16 protein-coding genes, 1 riboswitch and 1 other annotated feature are annotated in these 16,211 nt (G+C 27.0%); of the genes, 12 read left to right on the top strand and 4 right to left on the bottom strand.

From position 1 onward, the window contains the following. The first annotated feature begins 622 nt into the window (after positions 1-622). The 4 genes from RYM86_RS08110 (at position 623) to RYM86_RS08095 (ending at position 4,421) form a co-directional block, all read left to right on the top strand. Positions 623-1,504 (top strand): DMT family transporter, encoded by an 882-nt coding sequence (locus RYM86_RS08110; protein WP_315079423.1) that lies wholly within the window; start codon positions 623-625, stop codon positions 1,502-1,504. 77 nt (positions 1,505-1,581) lie between these two features. Further along, positions 1,582-1,627: riboswitch (PreQ1 riboswitch) on the top strand. A 420-nt stretch (positions 1,628-2,047) separates the two neighbouring features. Next, on the top strand, positions 2,048-3,028 hold the full coding sequence (locus RYM86_RS08105) for a nucleoside hydrolase (protein ID WP_315079422.1): 981 nt from the start codon (positions 2,048-2,050) through the stop codon (positions 3,026-3,028). Between the two features lie 141 nt (positions 3,029-3,169). Then, positions 3,170-3,745, top strand: coding sequence for an ECF transporter S component (locus RYM86_RS08100; RefSeq protein WP_315079421.1), 576 nt, complete (start codon positions 3,170-3,172; stop codon positions 3,743-3,745). Then, entirely contained in the window at positions 3,732-4,421 is a 690-nt protein-coding gene (locus tag RYM86_RS08095) for a radical SAM protein (protein WP_315079418.1), read from the top strand. The genes RYM86_RS08100 and RYM86_RS08095 overlap by 14 nt, the downstream gene beginning before the upstream one ends. A 260-nt stretch (positions 4,422-4,681) precedes the next feature. On the opposite strand, the gene RYM86_RS08090 is transcribed toward RYM86_RS08095, so the two are convergent. Next, a complete protein-coding gene (locus RYM86_RS08090; RefSeq protein ID WP_315079416.1) occupies positions 4,682-5,386 on the bottom strand; it encodes a DUF421 domain-containing protein in 705 nt (234 codons plus the stop codon). 357 nt (positions 5,387-5,743) lie between these two features. Here RYM86_RS08090 and RYM86_RS08085 point away from each other — a divergent pair, with 357 nt between their 5' ends. From RYM86_RS08085 to RYM86_RS08070, 4 genes are all read left to right on the top strand, one after another. Beyond that, on the top strand, positions 5,744-5,893 hold the full coding sequence (locus tag RYM86_RS08085) for a hypothetical protein (protein ID WP_315079414.1): 150 nt from the start codon (positions 5,744-5,746) through the stop codon (positions 5,891-5,893). A gap of 61 nt (positions 5,894-5,954) precedes the next feature. Next, positions 5,955-6,183, top strand: a binding site (T-box leader). A gap of 60 nt (positions 6,184-6,243) precedes the next feature. Beyond that, positions 6,244-8,151 (top strand): threonine--tRNA ligase, encoded by a 1,908-nt coding sequence (gene thrS, locus RYM86_RS08080; protein WP_315079413.1) that lies wholly within the window; start codon positions 6,244-6,246, stop codon positions 8,149-8,151. Between the two features lie 333 nt (positions 8,152-8,484). Further along, the gene (locus tag RYM86_RS08075) at positions 8,485-8,757 is read left to right on the top strand and encodes a CD3324 family protein (RefSeq protein ID WP_315079411.1); all 273 of its coding nucleotides are present in this window, start codon (positions 8,485-8,487) and stop codon (positions 8,755-8,757) included. A gap of 128 nt (positions 8,758-8,885) precedes the next feature. Next, positions 8,886-9,788, top strand: a complete 903-nt coding sequence (locus tag RYM86_RS08070; protein ID WP_315079409.1) for a GNAT family N-acetyltransferase — start codon at positions 8,886-8,888, stop codon at positions 9,786-9,788. Positions 9,789-10,448: 660 nt separating this feature from the next. Here the strand turns inward: RYM86_RS08070 and RYM86_RS08065 are convergent. Beyond that, a complete protein-coding gene (locus RYM86_RS08065) occupies positions 10,449-10,871 on the bottom strand; it encodes a pyridoxamine 5'-phosphate oxidase family protein (RefSeq protein ID WP_315079407.1) in 423 nt (140 codons plus the stop codon). 122 nt (positions 10,872-10,993) lie between these two features. On the opposite strand from RYM86_RS08065, the gene RYM86_RS08060 reads away from it, so the two are divergent. Continuing rightward, complete coding sequence (locus RYM86_RS08060; RefSeq protein WP_315079405.1) at positions 10,994-11,926, top strand: YafY family protein; 933 nt, start codon at positions 10,994-10,996, stop codon at positions 11,924-11,926. Between the two features lie 273 nt (positions 11,927-12,199). Here the strand turns inward: RYM86_RS08060 and RYM86_RS08055 are convergent, their stop codons facing one another. Further along, positions 12,200-12,745 carry a DUF3231 family protein gene (locus RYM86_RS08055; RefSeq protein ID WP_315079403.1) on the bottom strand — a complete coding sequence of 182 codons (546 nt, stop codon included), beginning with the start codon at positions 12,743-12,745 and terminating at the stop codon, positions 12,200-12,202. 315 nt (positions 12,746-13,060) lie between these two features. On the opposite strand from RYM86_RS08055, the gene RYM86_RS08050 reads away from it, so the two are divergent. Together RYM86_RS08050 and RYM86_RS08045 are read left to right on the top strand one after the other, a co-directional pair. Then, entirely contained in the window at positions 13,061-13,477 is a 417-nt protein-coding gene (locus tag RYM86_RS08050; protein WP_315079399.1) for a hypothetical protein, read from the top strand. A gap of 22 nt (positions 13,478-13,499) precedes the next feature. Next, entirely contained in the window at positions 13,500-13,775 is a 276-nt protein-coding gene (locus RYM86_RS08045; protein ID WP_315079397.1) for a hypothetical protein, read from the top strand. A 231-nt stretch (positions 13,776-14,006) separates the two neighbouring features. Here the strand turns inward: RYM86_RS08045 and RYM86_RS08040 are convergent, their stop codons facing one another. Then, on the bottom strand, positions 14,007-14,156 hold the full coding sequence (locus RYM86_RS08040; protein WP_315079396.1) for a hypothetical protein: 150 nt from the start codon (positions 14,154-14,156) through the stop codon (positions 14,007-14,009). Between the two features lie 588 nt (positions 14,157-14,744). Between RYM86_RS08040 and RYM86_RS08035 the strand changes: the two genes are divergently transcribed. Next, positions 14,745-16,031: an endonuclease gene (locus RYM86_RS08035; RefSeq protein ID WP_315079393.1), complete on the top strand. Its 1,287-nt coding sequence runs from the start codon at positions 14,745-14,747 to the stop codon at positions 16,029-16,031. Positions 16,032-16,211 lie beyond the last annotated feature (180 nt).

Raw genomic sequence — 16,211 nt, 5'->3', positions numbered from 1 at the left:
GACAAATTATTGCTATACACAATAAAAATTTTACAAAAGCAAAAATTTATGAAATGTACTAGGAAAAATAAATTAGCAAGTATTGAAAGCACACACTCAAAATACTAATATGCTAAATGAATAATTGCGTGACCTTATCATTTAGTTTGGATTTTTTCTGTTCTCCCTAAGACAAAGTACATTTCATCAAATTATATATTATGATCAAATCATATGTATTAAAATAGAAACTGCTGATAAAATTGTTATCAGCAGTTTTTATTTTGAATAATGTTGATATATGAATAAGTAACGTTGAACTGAGTAATTAAACTTAAGAATACTAAAATTAATATAGTCCTATTTTAACTTGCTCCCAATATAAAATTGTGACAAGCAGTAAATAGGACAATATTCATTAAGAATTCTAAAAGTTCAATTATAATGTTAATTTACTTATTGCAGATATCAACATTGCCTTAAAAACAAAGCTTTATTTTAACATTAAATTTTAAAGAACTCAGAGTAATATGTTATTATAGTTAATATAAAGAATTTTATATGAATAATTTATTGAAACAAAGTGTTAAAAAATATATAAATTATATATAGAACCTTATTTAACTAGGAAAGTGAGGAAATTATGAATTTAGACAATTTAAGTAATAGAAGTAAAGGAATAATATTTATAATATTATCAGCATTTGGATTTGCAATGATGTCAGCTTTTGTTAAGCTTTCAGGAGATTTACCATCTTTGCAAAAATCATTTTTTAGAAATTTAGTAGCAAGTTTAATTGCTTTAAGTTTAATAATTAAGCATAAAGAAAGTTTTTTTGGAAAAAGAGAAAATCAAAAAATTCTTATATTAAGATCTTTATTTGGAACATTAGGAATTGTGTTGAATTTTTATACAATAGATAAATTAATTTTATCAGATGCTAATATGTTAAACAAATTAAGTCCATTTTTCGTAATTATTTTTTCAGCTTTATTTTTAAGTGAGAAAATAAATACAAAACAAATTGCATCTTTAATAATTGCATTTTTAGGAGCATTATTTATTATAAAACCATCATTTAATCTTGAAGTAATATCAGCTTTGGCAGGAGTTGGAGGTGCTATATTTGCAGCAGCAGCATATACTTGTCTTAGAGTGCTTGGAGGAAAGGAAAAACATTATACAGTAGTATTTTATTTTTCAACTTTTTCATCAATAGTGTTGTTTCCATTTATGATGATGTCTTATAAGTCAATGACAATGATGCAGTTGACTTATTTAATACTTGCAGGTGTTTTTGCAAGTGTAGGTCAATTTGGAGTAACTTTAGCTTATAAATATGCAGCAGCTAAGGAAATATCAATATTTGATTACTCAAATATACTATTCTCAGCTATAATAAGTTTAGTTATATTTGGAGCTTTACCAGATTACTTAAGCGTTATAGGATATATAATAATATTTGCAGCTTCGTTATATATGTTTATATACAATAAAAAATTAGATAAGGTTAAAATTAAATAAATATTACTTGAAAATAATTGTAATATTTGATATACTCAAAAAGAAAATTTAATAAAAAAATCCACTTTATCAAAAAAGTGGGAGAGGTTCGAAGACCATCCCTCTATAAAAAACTAGGCAATTAAATAAGATTTAATGAGTCGCATGGTTAAGTGCGACCTTTTTTATTTTTATTCACTTGATTTAGATGATTTTTCTCATAAAATTAAGTGACTTTAATTTCTTACGCTTTGAGATGGATATGCTCAAGGTGTTTTTTCATTATTTAGGAAATTATATTGTTATTTTATCTTGCTATGTTTTAGTAGCGTGTTTATATGAATAAGCAAAGTTAGAAGCATTCTACAAAGCTAATTACAATGTAACTTTGCCTACTCAATATATCAAAACTTTAAAACATAGCATTTTAAATAAATTATATGATTTTTAAATATTAAGAAGCCAATAATATATTGGGTTAGAGAGCAGATTATTTGAAGATTGAATAGAAAAAATGGAGAGTTGTAGCTTTATTCTAAATATAAAAGACAAGGAGAAATTTTAATGAATAAGAAAAAAATAATAATAGATTGTGATCCTGGAATTGATGATTCATTAGCAATCATGCTTGCATTAAAATCTGAGGAATTAGAAGTAAAAGGTATAACTATTGTTTCTGGGAATGTACATGCTAAAAAAGGTGCAGAAAATGCTCTTAAAATATTAAAAGAACTTGGAAGGTTAGATATTCCTGTATATATAGGGGATGGTGAGCCATTAGTAAGAGAACTAATTACAGCAGAAGACACTCATGGAGAAGATGGACTTGGAGAAACATTTTTACCTAAAGTAGAAGAAACTAACTACAAAGATGGAGCAGTAGATTTTATTCTAAACTCTTTAAGAGAAGAGGATGAGCTATCAATAATAGCAATAGGACCTTTAACTAATATTGCAAAAGCTTTAGAGAAGGATAAGGAAACAACAAGAAAAATTAAAGAGCTAGTTTTAATGGGGGGAGCATTTAAGAGTTTTGGAAATTGTTCACAGGTTGCTGAATTTAATTTTTGGGTGGATCCTCATGGTGCAGAAAAAGTTTTTAATGAACTTAATAAAAAAATTACTATGGTTGGATTAGATGTAACAAGAGAAATTGTATTAACTCCTAACTATATTGAGATGTTAAAGCAATTTAAAAATCCATTAGCGGATTTAATAGTTAAAATAACAAGATTTTATGTTGATTTTCATTGGGAGCAAGAAAGAACTTTGGGGTGCGTAATAAATGATCCATTAGCAATAGCTTATTTTATAAATCCAAGTATTTGCAATGGAAAAGAATATTATGTGGATATAGTTACAGAAGGAAAAGCAATTGGCATGAGTTTAGTAGATGAAGGGGATTTTTATAGAAAAGAACCAAATTGTTTAGTATTAACAGAAGTAAATTCAAAAGCTTTTATGGAAATGTTTTTAACAAGATTACTTCCAGAATACAAAAAAGATATTTTAAATATATTAAATAATTCAAAGTACGGTAATTAAGCAATATGCAAAAATATAAATTAATCTTTAAATTATGTTTTAGTGGATTTTGTTGATATATCCATAAATAAAGGTGAATGGAGTAATTGAGCTCAGGAACACTAAACCGTGTTAAGTTGTTATTAAAGGGGAAATTAAAATATGAAAAAATTAAATTTAAATATTATGATATTTATGTCTTTATGTATAGTCATAAATCTTGTAGGCGGATTTATAGCATTAAGTTTTAAATTACCAATATATATTGATACAATAGGAACTTTATTAAGTGCTATTTTATTAGGACCAATTAATGGGGGAATAGTTGGTGGATTAACTTCAATAGTAAATGGGGCAACTTTTGATCCGATTTCATTTTATTTTATGCCTGTCCAATTAATTGTAGGATTAAGTAGTGGAATATGTTTTAAAAATTCTAAATTTGATGGCATTAAATCAGTTTGTTCAATTATATTAATTACGATTTTAGGATCAATAACGGCATCAATAGTAGCAGCATTTGTATTTAATGGGGTAACTTCATCTGGGTCTAGTATATTTGTTGCTATATTTAAAAATTTAGGAATAAGTACAATTACAGCAGTATTTTCTACTCAAATATTTACGGATTTACTAGATAAAGCTGTTAATTTTGCATTAGTATTTTCAGTAATAAAAGCTATGCCAATAAAAATTACTATGAACTTAGTTAGGAATGAGATTAATGGACAGATATAATGTTATAGAAGAAAAAAATAAGAGAGAAATTGTTTTATTAAAAGGATTTCCATGTATTTGGGGTAAATGTACATTTTGTGATTATATAGATGATAACTCAACAAAAGAGGAAGAAATAAATAAATTAAATTTTGAAGTTCTTGATAATGTAAAAGGTGTTTATAAGACTTTAGAGGTAATAAATTCTGGGAGCTGTTTTGAATTACCAAAAGAAACATTAAAGAAAATAAAAGAAGTAATAGATAAAAATAAAATAACAAAATTATTTTTAGAAAGTCATTGGTGTTATAAAAATAGATTACAAGAGATGAGAGACTTTTTTGGAATAGAAATAGTTTTTAAAATTGGAGTAGAAAGTTTTGATAATGATTTTAGAAATAAATTTTTAAATAAAAATGCTAACTTTAAAACATATGAAGAAGTAAAAGAGAATTTTCAATCAGTTTGTCTATTGGTTGGAATAAAAGGGCAAACAAAAGAAATAATAAAAAGGGATATAGATATAGTATTACATCATTTTGACTATGGAACAGTAAATATATTTACTGAAAATACTACTAAAGTAAAAAGGGATGAAGAATTAATAAAATGGTTTGAAAAAGAATATCAATTCTTAAAAGATGTTGAAAAAGTAGAAATATTATTTGAAAATACTGATTTTGGTGTTGGAGATTAAAAGTATTAGCTAGTAAAATTAAATATTTTACTAGCTAATATTTTGTATAATCTAATAGTTAACTTAGGTTATAAGATATCAATAAGAAAAAGAGTATAATTAATATGGAATACAATAAGGTACGATAGTATAAGAAAGTTTGAAAAACTATCTACGTTGTAGGTGTAACGTGGAACCATGTCATAAATAAATGAGGTTTTTAGAATAAAAGAGGATTAAACTAATCTGTATATAAATGGATATGTTTACGCCTCAATGTATTACTTATATAAAAAAACTTTTAGGTTATCTTTATTATCAAGTGTGGCAAGCAAAACATTTTTTACCCCGGTTTGATATAAATTTTCTAATTTGGAAACAACCCAGTCTTCATCTTTATGAAGTCCTTTTAGCTCCTTGAAATTAATTTTACCTTCTTTAATAATTGTTCTTGGAAAATTAAAAGGTTCCATTTCTATATGTAAAGATGAATGCGTAATTGGCTCGTATTCTGGATGTAAAAAAACAGAAATTTTACCATCAGGCTCCCAAGTTGCTAATGCTACCTTTTTCACATCCTCTACTTTTTCTTCACGTAATTCTTCTAATAATACATCAATTGATATTCTTGCTTTTTTTAATCCGTTATAAAGTATTTCACCATTTTGAACAATTGTAATTGGCGAATTATTAATAAGTCTTCTAAGAGACGGAAACTTAAGAATGATGAATACTCCACTAAGATATAGAATAACTAATACAAGTGTTGTAATGATGGAGCCCTCTAATCCAAGTTTTTCATCAGACAGAGGATGGGCAATAATATTACCAATTACTAAAGTAATAGTAAAATCAAGTAGTCTTAATTGAGAAAGGGAACGCTGCCCTAAGATTTTTGCAACAGCCAGTAAAAAGAAAAAAGCAATAATAGCACGAAGTATCCACTCAATGGTGCTAAGTGTTTCCTGACCATGTAAAAAGTCCATATAAAAGATCTCCTTTATCTAAAAGATTTAATACTTATGTTATTTTAACCAATAATTGATGAAAAAATTAAAAGAAGTATAGGAATTCACAAATTACTCTTTTAACAAAATAAAGTGGAATGACAATGTTTTATGGTAACGTGATTTGGTGCTAAAACCTCACTTAGAGAGGTTATGGTTGACTATGTCATAAGTAAGAGATACGTTTTTTTATAATAATGCTAAAATAAAATTTATAGAATATTTAACTAGTAAAGATAATTACAAAAGATCTAGAGAGGCACAGCTTTTATCTAATTTAGCTATAAGTGACTATAATAAAAAATTATCGGTTAATTTCCTAAATTATGGAATGTAATGAAGGACCCTAAATTTGTTACAGCGAGACATAGTCTTCAAGCAATTTGGAGAGTAGGATTAGCGAGAGAAGAACAAAAAAATATAGTAATTGATTATTTTGTAAATAGCTTTAAAAATTGTATAGGTGAAAAAAATATTTACAAATAAATAAAAAAGTGATAGTATTAATTTACTGTAATTTGAATATTACAGTAAATTAACATAATATTAACAAGTGTTGATAGGGACGAGTATTATAGAATACAGTTTTAAGAGAGAAAGTGTCAGTGGCTGTAAGCACTTTCAAATATGACTATAAGAAAACTACCCTGGAGTTATGGTTTAGTATCAAAGACTTGAGAAATACCATCGGTGGAGATTGATAATACTTTTTAGAGATGAATTGAATTTTAAAATTCAATTTGGGTGGAACCACGGATATAACATTCGTCCCAAAATTTGCGGGATGGATGTTTTTTTATATTAAAAATTAAATCTACAAAAGGAGGTAGAATGTAATGATTAACGTTAAATTAAAAGATGGATCAATAAGAGAAATCAAAGTAGAATCAAATGTTTTAGAATTAGCTAACTTAATTAGCAAAAAGTTAGCAAAAGCTGCAGTTGTAGGTGAAGTAAATGGCACCTTAGTTGATTTAAGTTATAAACTTGAAGATGACGATGAGGTAAATATACTAACTTATAATGATGAAGCAGGAATTGAGGTTATGAGACATACTACCTCACATGTGATGGCACAAGCAGTAAAGAGAATTTATAAAGATGCAAAAGTAACTATTGGACCATCAATAGAAAATGGATTTTACTATGACTTTGATTTAGAAAATCCATTAAATAATGAAGATTTAGTTAAAATAGAAGAGGAAATGAACAATATAATAAAAGAAAACCTAAGTATTGAAAGAATGGAATTAAGTAGAGGAGATGCTATAAAGTTAATGGAAGAAAGAGATGAACCTTATAAGGTTCAGATAATAAAAGAACTTCCAGAAGGGGAAGTAATATCTCTATATAAACAAGGTGAATTTATTGATCTTTGTAGAGGACCACATTTATATTCCACTAAATCAATTAAGGATTTTAAATTAACAAACGTAGCAGGTGCTTATTGGAAGGCTAATGAAAAAAATAAAATGCTACAAAGAGTTTATGGAGTAGCATTTTCTAGTAAAGAGCTTTTAAAGACTTATTTAAATAATATAGAAGAAGCAAAGAAGAGGGATCATAGAAAGCTTGGAAAAGAGTTAAAACTATTTACTTTTGCTGATGAAGGACCAGGATTCCCATTCTTTTTACCTAAGGGTGTAGTTTTTAAAAATAATTTAATTAATTATTGGAGGGAGATACATGAAAAGGCTGGGTATTTAGAAATTGAAACTCCAATAATGTTAAATAAAAAGTTATGGGAAACTTCAGGACATTGGTATCATTATAAAGAAAACATGTATACTTCAATGATTGATGATGAAGAATTTGCATTGAAGCCTATGAATTGTCCAGGAGGAATGCTTGTTTATAAATCTGAATCACATTCTTATAGAGATTTTCCAATGAGAGTTGGAGAACTAGGAAGAGTTCATAGACATGAGTTATCAGGTGTTTTACATGGACTTATGAGAGTAAGAGCCTTTACTCAAGATGATGCTCATATATTTATGTTACCAGAACAAATAAAATCAGAAATTAAAGGTGTTGTATCATTAATTGATGAAGTATATTTAAAGTTTGGTTTTAAATATGGAGTTGAACTATCCACAAGACCAGAAGATTCTATGGGAAGCGATGAAGATTGGAATATGGCAGAGGATTCATTAAAAGATGCTCTTAATGAGATGAATTTACCTTATAAAATAAATGAAGGAGATGGAGCATTTTATGGTCCGAAGATAGATTTCCACCTTGAAGATAGTCTAGGTAGAACATGGCAATGCGGAACTATTCAATTAGATTTCCAATTACCTCAAAGATTTAAATTAGACTATATTGGTAGTGATGGTGAAAAGCATAGACCAATAGTTATTCATAGAGTTATTTTTGGAAGTATTGAAAGATTTATTGGTATATTAATAGAACACTTTGCAGGTAAGTTCCCAACATGGCTTGCTCCAATTCAAGTAAAGATATTACCTATTTCTGATAAGTTTATAGATTATTCAAATGAAGTTAAGGAAAAGTTATTAGCTAATAGAATACGAGTTGAAATAGATTTACGTGGTGAAAAAATAGGTTATAAAATAAGAGAAGCTAGAAATGAAAGAGTTCCTTATATTATTGTTATCGGTGAAAAGGAAGAGAATGATAAAAATATTTCTTTAAGAAGCAGAGAAAATGGTGATGAAGGGATTTTAGAATTAGATAATTTCATAGATAAAATAAATGATGAGATAATAAATAAAAAGATATAAGATAATTATTTTTGTTGGTGATAAGTGTGTAGGTAATAAAAAATATTAATTATAGTGGTTATTTTGTTTAGGGGCTATTGGATGAATTTAATTAAGTAAATTTTCTATGAAAGAAGTGCTAATCTTGAGGGGATGAAGCACTTTTTTCGTACATTCGTAGCAACCTACTACGGAACTACAAAATATTACTTTAGAATTATACCATAATTATGTAGAATATATACAGAGGAATAAAATGGAGAAACCTCACTTGAAGTAGTTAAGGTGAACCATATCATAAATAAGTGAGGTTTTTATTGAAATTATATTATATAATAATTATAAAATATTTAAATGATTATTAATGCAGAGGATATATTTCCAAAAGAAGTAATGGAAATAGTTCAACAATATATAGATGGTAAGTATATTTATATCCCTAAAAAAGAAGCAAAAAGAAAAAAATGGGGAGAAAATACTGGTGTTAGGAAATGTTTGGAATATAGAAATATATCTATTTATGATGATTTTAATAATGGAACAACTAAGGAAGAGCTTGCAGATAAGTACTTTTTATCTGTGAAAAGTATTGATAGAATTATTTTACAAGAAAAAAGAAAATTATAAATTTATGAGCAATAACATTTTATATGTTATTGCTCAAATTTGTTTATGAAAAGTTTTTGAGGTTGATATAATAAAATCAATAAAATAAAATTATTAAAATAATATATAACTTGGAGGAATAAAAAGGGATGGATAATTATTTAGATGTTAATGGAAAAAAATATGTGTATAAGAGCAATTATAAAGATGATAGCATATTAAGAAATAGTTTTAACTTATTAACAGAAAAAACTTATGGGTTTAATTTTGAAAAGTGGTATAAAGAAGGATATTGGAATAGTAAATACATACCATATTCATTATTGGATGATAAAAAAGTAGTAGCTAATGTTTCAGTAAATATTATGGATGTTTTAATTCAAGGTGATAGAAAAAGATATATACAAATAGGAACCGTTATGACAGATGAGGATTATAGAGGTAATGGATTAAGTAAAGCACTTATGGAGAAAGTTATAGAAGAATGGGAAAATAAGTGTGACTGTATATATCTGTATGCAAATGATAGTGTTATTAACTTTTATCTTAAGTTCGGATTTGATAAGCATAATGAGTATCAATATTCAATAAATAAAGTTAAAGATCAGTCTTTAGAAAAAGTAAGACAGTTAAATATTGAAGAGGCTAGTGATAAAGAAATTTTTATTAAAATTGTAAATAATAGAGTATCTATATCCCAGCTTCATGTTGAAAATAATATTTCACTAATAATGTTTTATTGTATGGATTTTATGAAAGATAATATATATTACATTGAGGATTATAATGTTATTGCTATATGTGAATATGATGAAGCGGTGTTATACATACAAGATGTATTTGCAATGAAAGAAGTAGATTTAGATAAAGCTATTAATGCATTAATGATAGATGAAACGAAGAAGGTAGTTTTAGGCTTTACTCCGAGTAATACATCTTACTATGAAGAGGGTTTGGTAAATGAAGAAGACACTACTTTTTTTGTAAGAGGAAAAAAAGAAATTCCATTTAGAACAGAAAAATTAATGTTTCCTATACTATCACATGCATAATAGGTAGTGGAGTATATTTTATTTTTAGAAATAAGTTAAACTCAGATTAATTGTCCTGAGTTTTTCAATTGTACAAAAACAAGAACTAATTATATATTTTCAACTTCAAAAAAGTTATTATTAAATAATTAATGAGATTGAGCAATAGACAAGTAATAGTGCAATTACAGTATTAACGACTTTATAATTTTTCATAATAAAATTTTGGAAGGTAGATCCAGACAATGCTCAACAACAAGTTCCTAGAAATCCCCAAAAAGTAAGAATTATAGAGAAGAATGGATATAAAGTTACAGGAGATGCATATGAAAGTGAATTAATAGGATATCTTGTATCAAAATCACAGGATGAGTATTTAATAGAATTATCTATTAAAGTAGAAAAATTAGATTAATATAACTATGTATAAACTTTTATCTAACTGAGAAGATAGTAACTATAGGGTAGGGGATTAAATGGAAAACCTCACTTAAAGTAGATACAGAGAACCGTATCATAAGTAAATGCGGTTTCTTAGTTAAGTGTTGATATTACTAAGGTTAGAGTGTTTTAAGCAAAGAAAATACCGTATCAGAAGTAAGGTTGAAAAATAGGGTTTTTATAAGTAATATTAAATAATCCAAAGATATCTTAACTATCTTTGGATTATTCATTATTATACTATAAAGTTATGATATCACTTTGAGTGTAATCTAATGTAACAGTAGCTTGGTTAAAGTGAATTTCATAAAGAGATAATTGATTTCCAACCTCATTTATTGTGATTTCATAATCAGGAATTTTCTTGATAAAATCATTTTTTAAATCAAATATTGTTAAATTGCTTTTTTGAATTAGTGCCTTATTAACTCTAACGTGTTCATTTCCATTAGATGGGATAGTGGTGAATGCCGCTATGTTGTTTTTAGCAAACTCTTCAATTTTTGGATTATCTGAGAATGTTGAAAAGTATACTACTCCTTTCTTTGAAATATTGTAGTAAAAATTAACAATTCGAACATTTGGAATATTATCTACACTTGTTGCTAAAGCTAACTCCTTTTGAGATAGCATAATCCTATTAAATTCTTGTGAAAAATTCATTTGTAATCCTCCTATATATTATGTATATTATTTCTAACAGATTAAATATATCACAGTAAATCTGACACCATTATGTCAAGGTTATAAAATAAATGTATACATGATTTCAAGGAGAGATATTATTGAAAATAGATAGATTGATATCCATTATTATGGTGTTACTAAATAATGAAAGAATAAGTGCAATAAAATTAGCTGAGATGTTTGAAGTTACACCTAGAACCATTTATAGGGATATAGATACAATATCTTTAGCAGGGATACCAATAATTACTCATACTGGGGTAAATGGCGGTGTTAGTATAATGCCTGAATATAAAATTGATAAAAAGTTTTTTACTGCTTCAGATATATCAACGCTTTTAATGGGGCTTTCTAGTGTTGCAACAACATTATCCAATAAAGAAGTTATAGGTACTTTAGAAAAGGTAAAGAGTTTATTTCCGAAAGACCAATTTAGAGATATTGAATTAAAGTCAAATCAAATAACTATTGACCTTACTACGTGGATGGGGAATAAGAGTTTTCAACCAAATCTTGAGAAAGTAAAAAGTGCTTTAAATGATAGTAAGTATTTATCATTTGAATATTATGGTGGTAATAGAAAAAAAGATAAACGTTGTATAGAACCATATAAATTAATATTGAAAGAAAATAACTGGTATTTACAAGGATATTGTACTTTAAGAGAAGATTTTAGAGTATTTAAATTATCTCGAATTTCAAACCTTGAAATATTAGAATCAATATTTGTACCAAGGGAGTTTAAATCAAAACCATTAGATGGAAGTGGGTGGATAGATAAAAGGCTTATTACAATTAAGCTTCTAGTTGATTGGTCTTTGAGAGAACAAATGGTTGAAAGATGTGGAGAAGAGAATGTAAAGGCTTATGGAGAGGATAAATTTATAGTTGAGTTTCCTTTTGTAGGTGATGATTTAGGATATAATATATTAATGGGATTTGGAGATAAATGTGAATGTTTAGCTCCAGAGAATGTACGCGTAGAGCTTATTAAACGTATTAAAAAATTATTATATATTTATGAAAATTAATATTTACTTAGAAAAAACTCACTTGTAACTGATACGGTGAACCGTATCATAAATAAATGAGGTTTTTGTAATCTAGTGGTTCAATGAGATTCGACTCCACCATTTAAATGTACAAAAAAGAAGATAAGGTTAATTTCTAGGCGAATCCATTATTTTTAGGATTCGCCTTCTTTTCTTCTACAACTAACGCCTTACGTTAGTTAAATAATATAAAAAAAGTAGAAAGCAGATATTTGTATCTGTTTTTCTACCCTTTTACGAACTTGTTATTAATTATTGTTGTTTTGTTTCATGATGAAGTGGCGGTGGAACTAGCCAACCTTTATCTTTCATGATTTGTAATAATGCTGCACCATCTTTTGCTCTTTTTGCACCCATTTGGCCAAATAATAGTCCAACATCTTCACGAATTGATTGACTCATTCCTTGACTACTTGCTACAACACCTGCTGCTATATCAGCAGCTACTATATAAGCTATTTGTGCATCTTGCAATCTCGCTCCAACTGGAATTTGTTCAAGGTCTGCTTCAGGTCGTTCTGCTGGTGTGGGTGGAACCGCAATATCGTTATGTAGTAATACTTCTTCTATTTCTTTTATTGATGGTTTGATTGATGATTCAATTACTTGTTTTAAAAATGCTTTTAACTCTTGGTCACCAGTATGATTAATATAAACTTGATAACCGTCTAATGCACCTTTTGCAACTGATAAAGAGCTCCATAGTCCAAATACTTCTCCATAATGTAAAGGCTCATCTTGAGGATTTCCACTTAAAATTCCCATAATAATCTTACTTCCTTTCGTTATTAAATTCATACTATTCTCCTCTCATTGAATAGTCACAAAACTATTATTTGTCTAATAGTAGTTTTTATACATATGAATTTTTTTATAAATTATGGATTTATTTACCATGAGGTTTTTCAACCTAACTACTCATAATATTAATGTTCTTATTTTATAAAAAGGAATATAGTGTGGATAACTAAATAGTATTTATAGTATTTTATATAACCATATAATTGGGAATATGAATTATGCAGAAAAATTATTCTGAAAAATATAAAAAACCACCTTTTTCTAGTGTAAAATTGATTTGCACATCCAATTCACAAAAGAAAGGTGGTTTCTATGATCAACGATCAAAAATATATTACTACAGAATTGAAAAAAATACTAGAAAAAATGATAATTTTATCTGCTCCTCGCTTAAATAATTTAATTGCAATAGTTGTTGGAATAATAACTTCACAATCAGTAGTTTTATCTAAAATATCTCAAGAATTAAAAGATTGTTATTCTTTGGGAACAGAAGAAAGTAAAATAAAAAGATTGCAAAGATTTTTAAGTAATAAAGCCATTAATCCTGAAAAACTCTATGAGTTTTTTGCGTATAAATTATTAAAAAAATATAAATTTAAATCAAAATCAATTTATATAATATTTGATCATACAACAATAGATGATAGATTTGTGATACTTCAGTTTTCGTTAAAGGTAGGAAGAAGAGCTATTCCACTTTGGCCTAGGCTGTTTAGATATAAATAGACTGGAAATAAAGACTTCTGCCATGTTAAAAAAGGACTTAACTTCTTACACAAGATATACTAACTCATATGAATTTGATGTTACTATACTTGCTGATAGAGGATTTAAAGGCATTGATTTATTTAAGTTTATAGATGAAATCCTTAAGTGGAAATATTGTATTAGATGTACAAAAGATCTAGGAATATTCATTGACAGCAAAAATAAAATTAAGAAATTAGAGGATATAACTCCAAACAAGTGGTCTACAAAATATTTTTATAATATTAGTTTACAAGAAATTTATCAATATTCGTGAGAAAGTCGAGGGCTTTAGAATAATTTAAAATAAATACAATAGCATGGACTTTAGGATATAATTTTATATATTCATAACTTTTGTTTTGTACAGATATATGTGGTATACGTTATTTTATTAATTAATTTTCAGATAAATATATAACCCATGTAAACTTCATTTGACAATTTTTTATATAATCTTCATGAAGTTTACACGGACTATTTTAGAATCACTAGAATTTCATTAAAATCAATGTACTACTTTTTTTCCTTTTCCTAAAGTTACACCTTGCTTAGCTTTCTGAGTATTGCTATCAAAAACATTATTAGAGGAGTTTTGTTCTGAAGGTGGTGAATTTAGTATCTTTAAACCTGGTACATCGTTAGCATTTCTAACCATAATTATGTTCTCCTTTCATTTTTCACAATCTTTAATTACTAAAAATTTAGACATGATTAATTTGCCTAACAAATATATTTTATCTTTATTTTGTTCGTTTATAACAGGAAGTTTATCACTTTGAATGATTATTATAGTATTAATGAAGTTGATCTCTGTATTTTAAAATTTAAAAAATTACTTTAAGGTATTTATATTTTAATTTTTATAGTAAAAGGAAGTTGGTATAATAATGAAAAAATGTAATAGTTTATTAGAATACGTTATACTAAATATTGCAATGGTAAAATTATAAAAAAAATGATTTTTTATGTAATAGGAGTGTTGTAAGTGACTCTTGAATTTGAAAATATATTTACATAATATGCTAGTAAAAGTAGATTTTACTAGCTAATTTTTATATTAATTTCTAATAATATTTACCCTTGTATAATTATGAAATAAATTTTTATATTATCATTAATATATCCTAAATATTTAGAATATATTAAAACATAATAATTCATGTAAATTTAAATGCATTGCTATAAAGAGGGGGAAGCTATGTATTAAAATGGATTATTAATAAATATTTTAGGAGGGGTAATTTTGAATAATGCAAAGTTTAAAATTAAAAGGTTTACAGTATCATTTATACTTAGTTTAGTCTTAGTTTTCTCTTTTTCTACACCTAACACAACATATGCTATAACGGGAAGCGGGACAAACACACAGCCATATTCAGTAACACAAGCTATAGAAAATCAAAATAATACATTAAAAACTATTCAGGGCTATGTAATTGGACAGCCAATAGCTACTAATAGAGTTTTAACAAGTGGATACACTGGTGATACTGCTATTGCGATTGCAGACAGTGAAACAGAAACAAGTACATCAAATATGATTTATGTTAAAATTTCTGCAAAATATAGAAGCTCTTTTGGACTAAAAACAAACCCAGATTTACAAGGGAGTCCAGTTAATGTTACAGGTTATTTAACTTCATATTTTTCACATGATGGATTAAAAGATATTACTAGCATAACAAAGATAAATTCTTCTGATGAGGACGGTTTAAATGAAGATAATTTAAATGAAAGTACTTCAGACGAAAGTACTTCAGATACGAGTATTGATGAAGAGATTAGTGGAAGTGATGAAGTAAGTACTAATGATACTACAATTACTGACACAACAACTTCATATGATGATACCTATTATGTAGATGCTATTGGAAAGAGTGGAAAAGCTTTAAAATCATCACTTCATGAAATAATTGATGATAATAAAAAATTATCATACGCTGCTGTTTGGGAAGCATTGATGGATACCGATGAAGATCCTAATAATACAAACAACGTAATATTATTATATACAGGTCGTTCTCAAGGAAAAGACACAAAAGGAGCAGGAGTGAATAATTGGAATAGAGAGCATGTTTGGGCAAAGTCACATGGAAATTTTGGAACTAAAACAGGACCAGGAACAGATTTACATCATTTAAGAGCTGCTGATGTATCTGTAAATAGTGCAAGAGGAAATCTAGATTTTGATAATGGTGGGGTTCCACACAGTGAGGCTACTTTATGTAAATATGATAATGATTCATGGGAACCAAGAGATAGTGTAAAAGGTGATATCGCTAGAATGTTATTTTACATGGATGTAAGATATGAAGGTGATAAAGGAGAAGTAGATTTAGAATTGAATGATAAAGTTAATAATGGGGTTAATCCATACATGGGGAAATTAAGCACATTACTTCAATGGAATAACCAAGACCCTGTTGATGAACTTGAAAAAAGGAGAAATGATATAATATACAAAAAATATCAGCACAATAGAAATCCTTTTATTGACCATCCAGAATGGGCAAATCAAATTTGGAATTAAAACTAAAAAAGGTTAGGGAGTTTAAGTGAGCAAATATTGATGATTTAGTGATTACTTCAGTAATTATAATTTTTTAATATTACGAAAACGTTACAATAAGGCTAAGAGAATTATTCTTAGAAATTATTTAAGGGCAGTTGTACCATAAGTAACAAAGTTTTTAGTATAAAATGTTGATGT

Origin of the sequence: uncultured Clostridium sp. (assembly GCF_963527835.1) — a bacterium.
GTDB lineage: Bacteria > Bacillota > Clostridia > Clostridiales > Clostridiaceae > Clostridium.
This window is presented reverse-complemented; position numbering and strand designations above follow the sequence as displayed.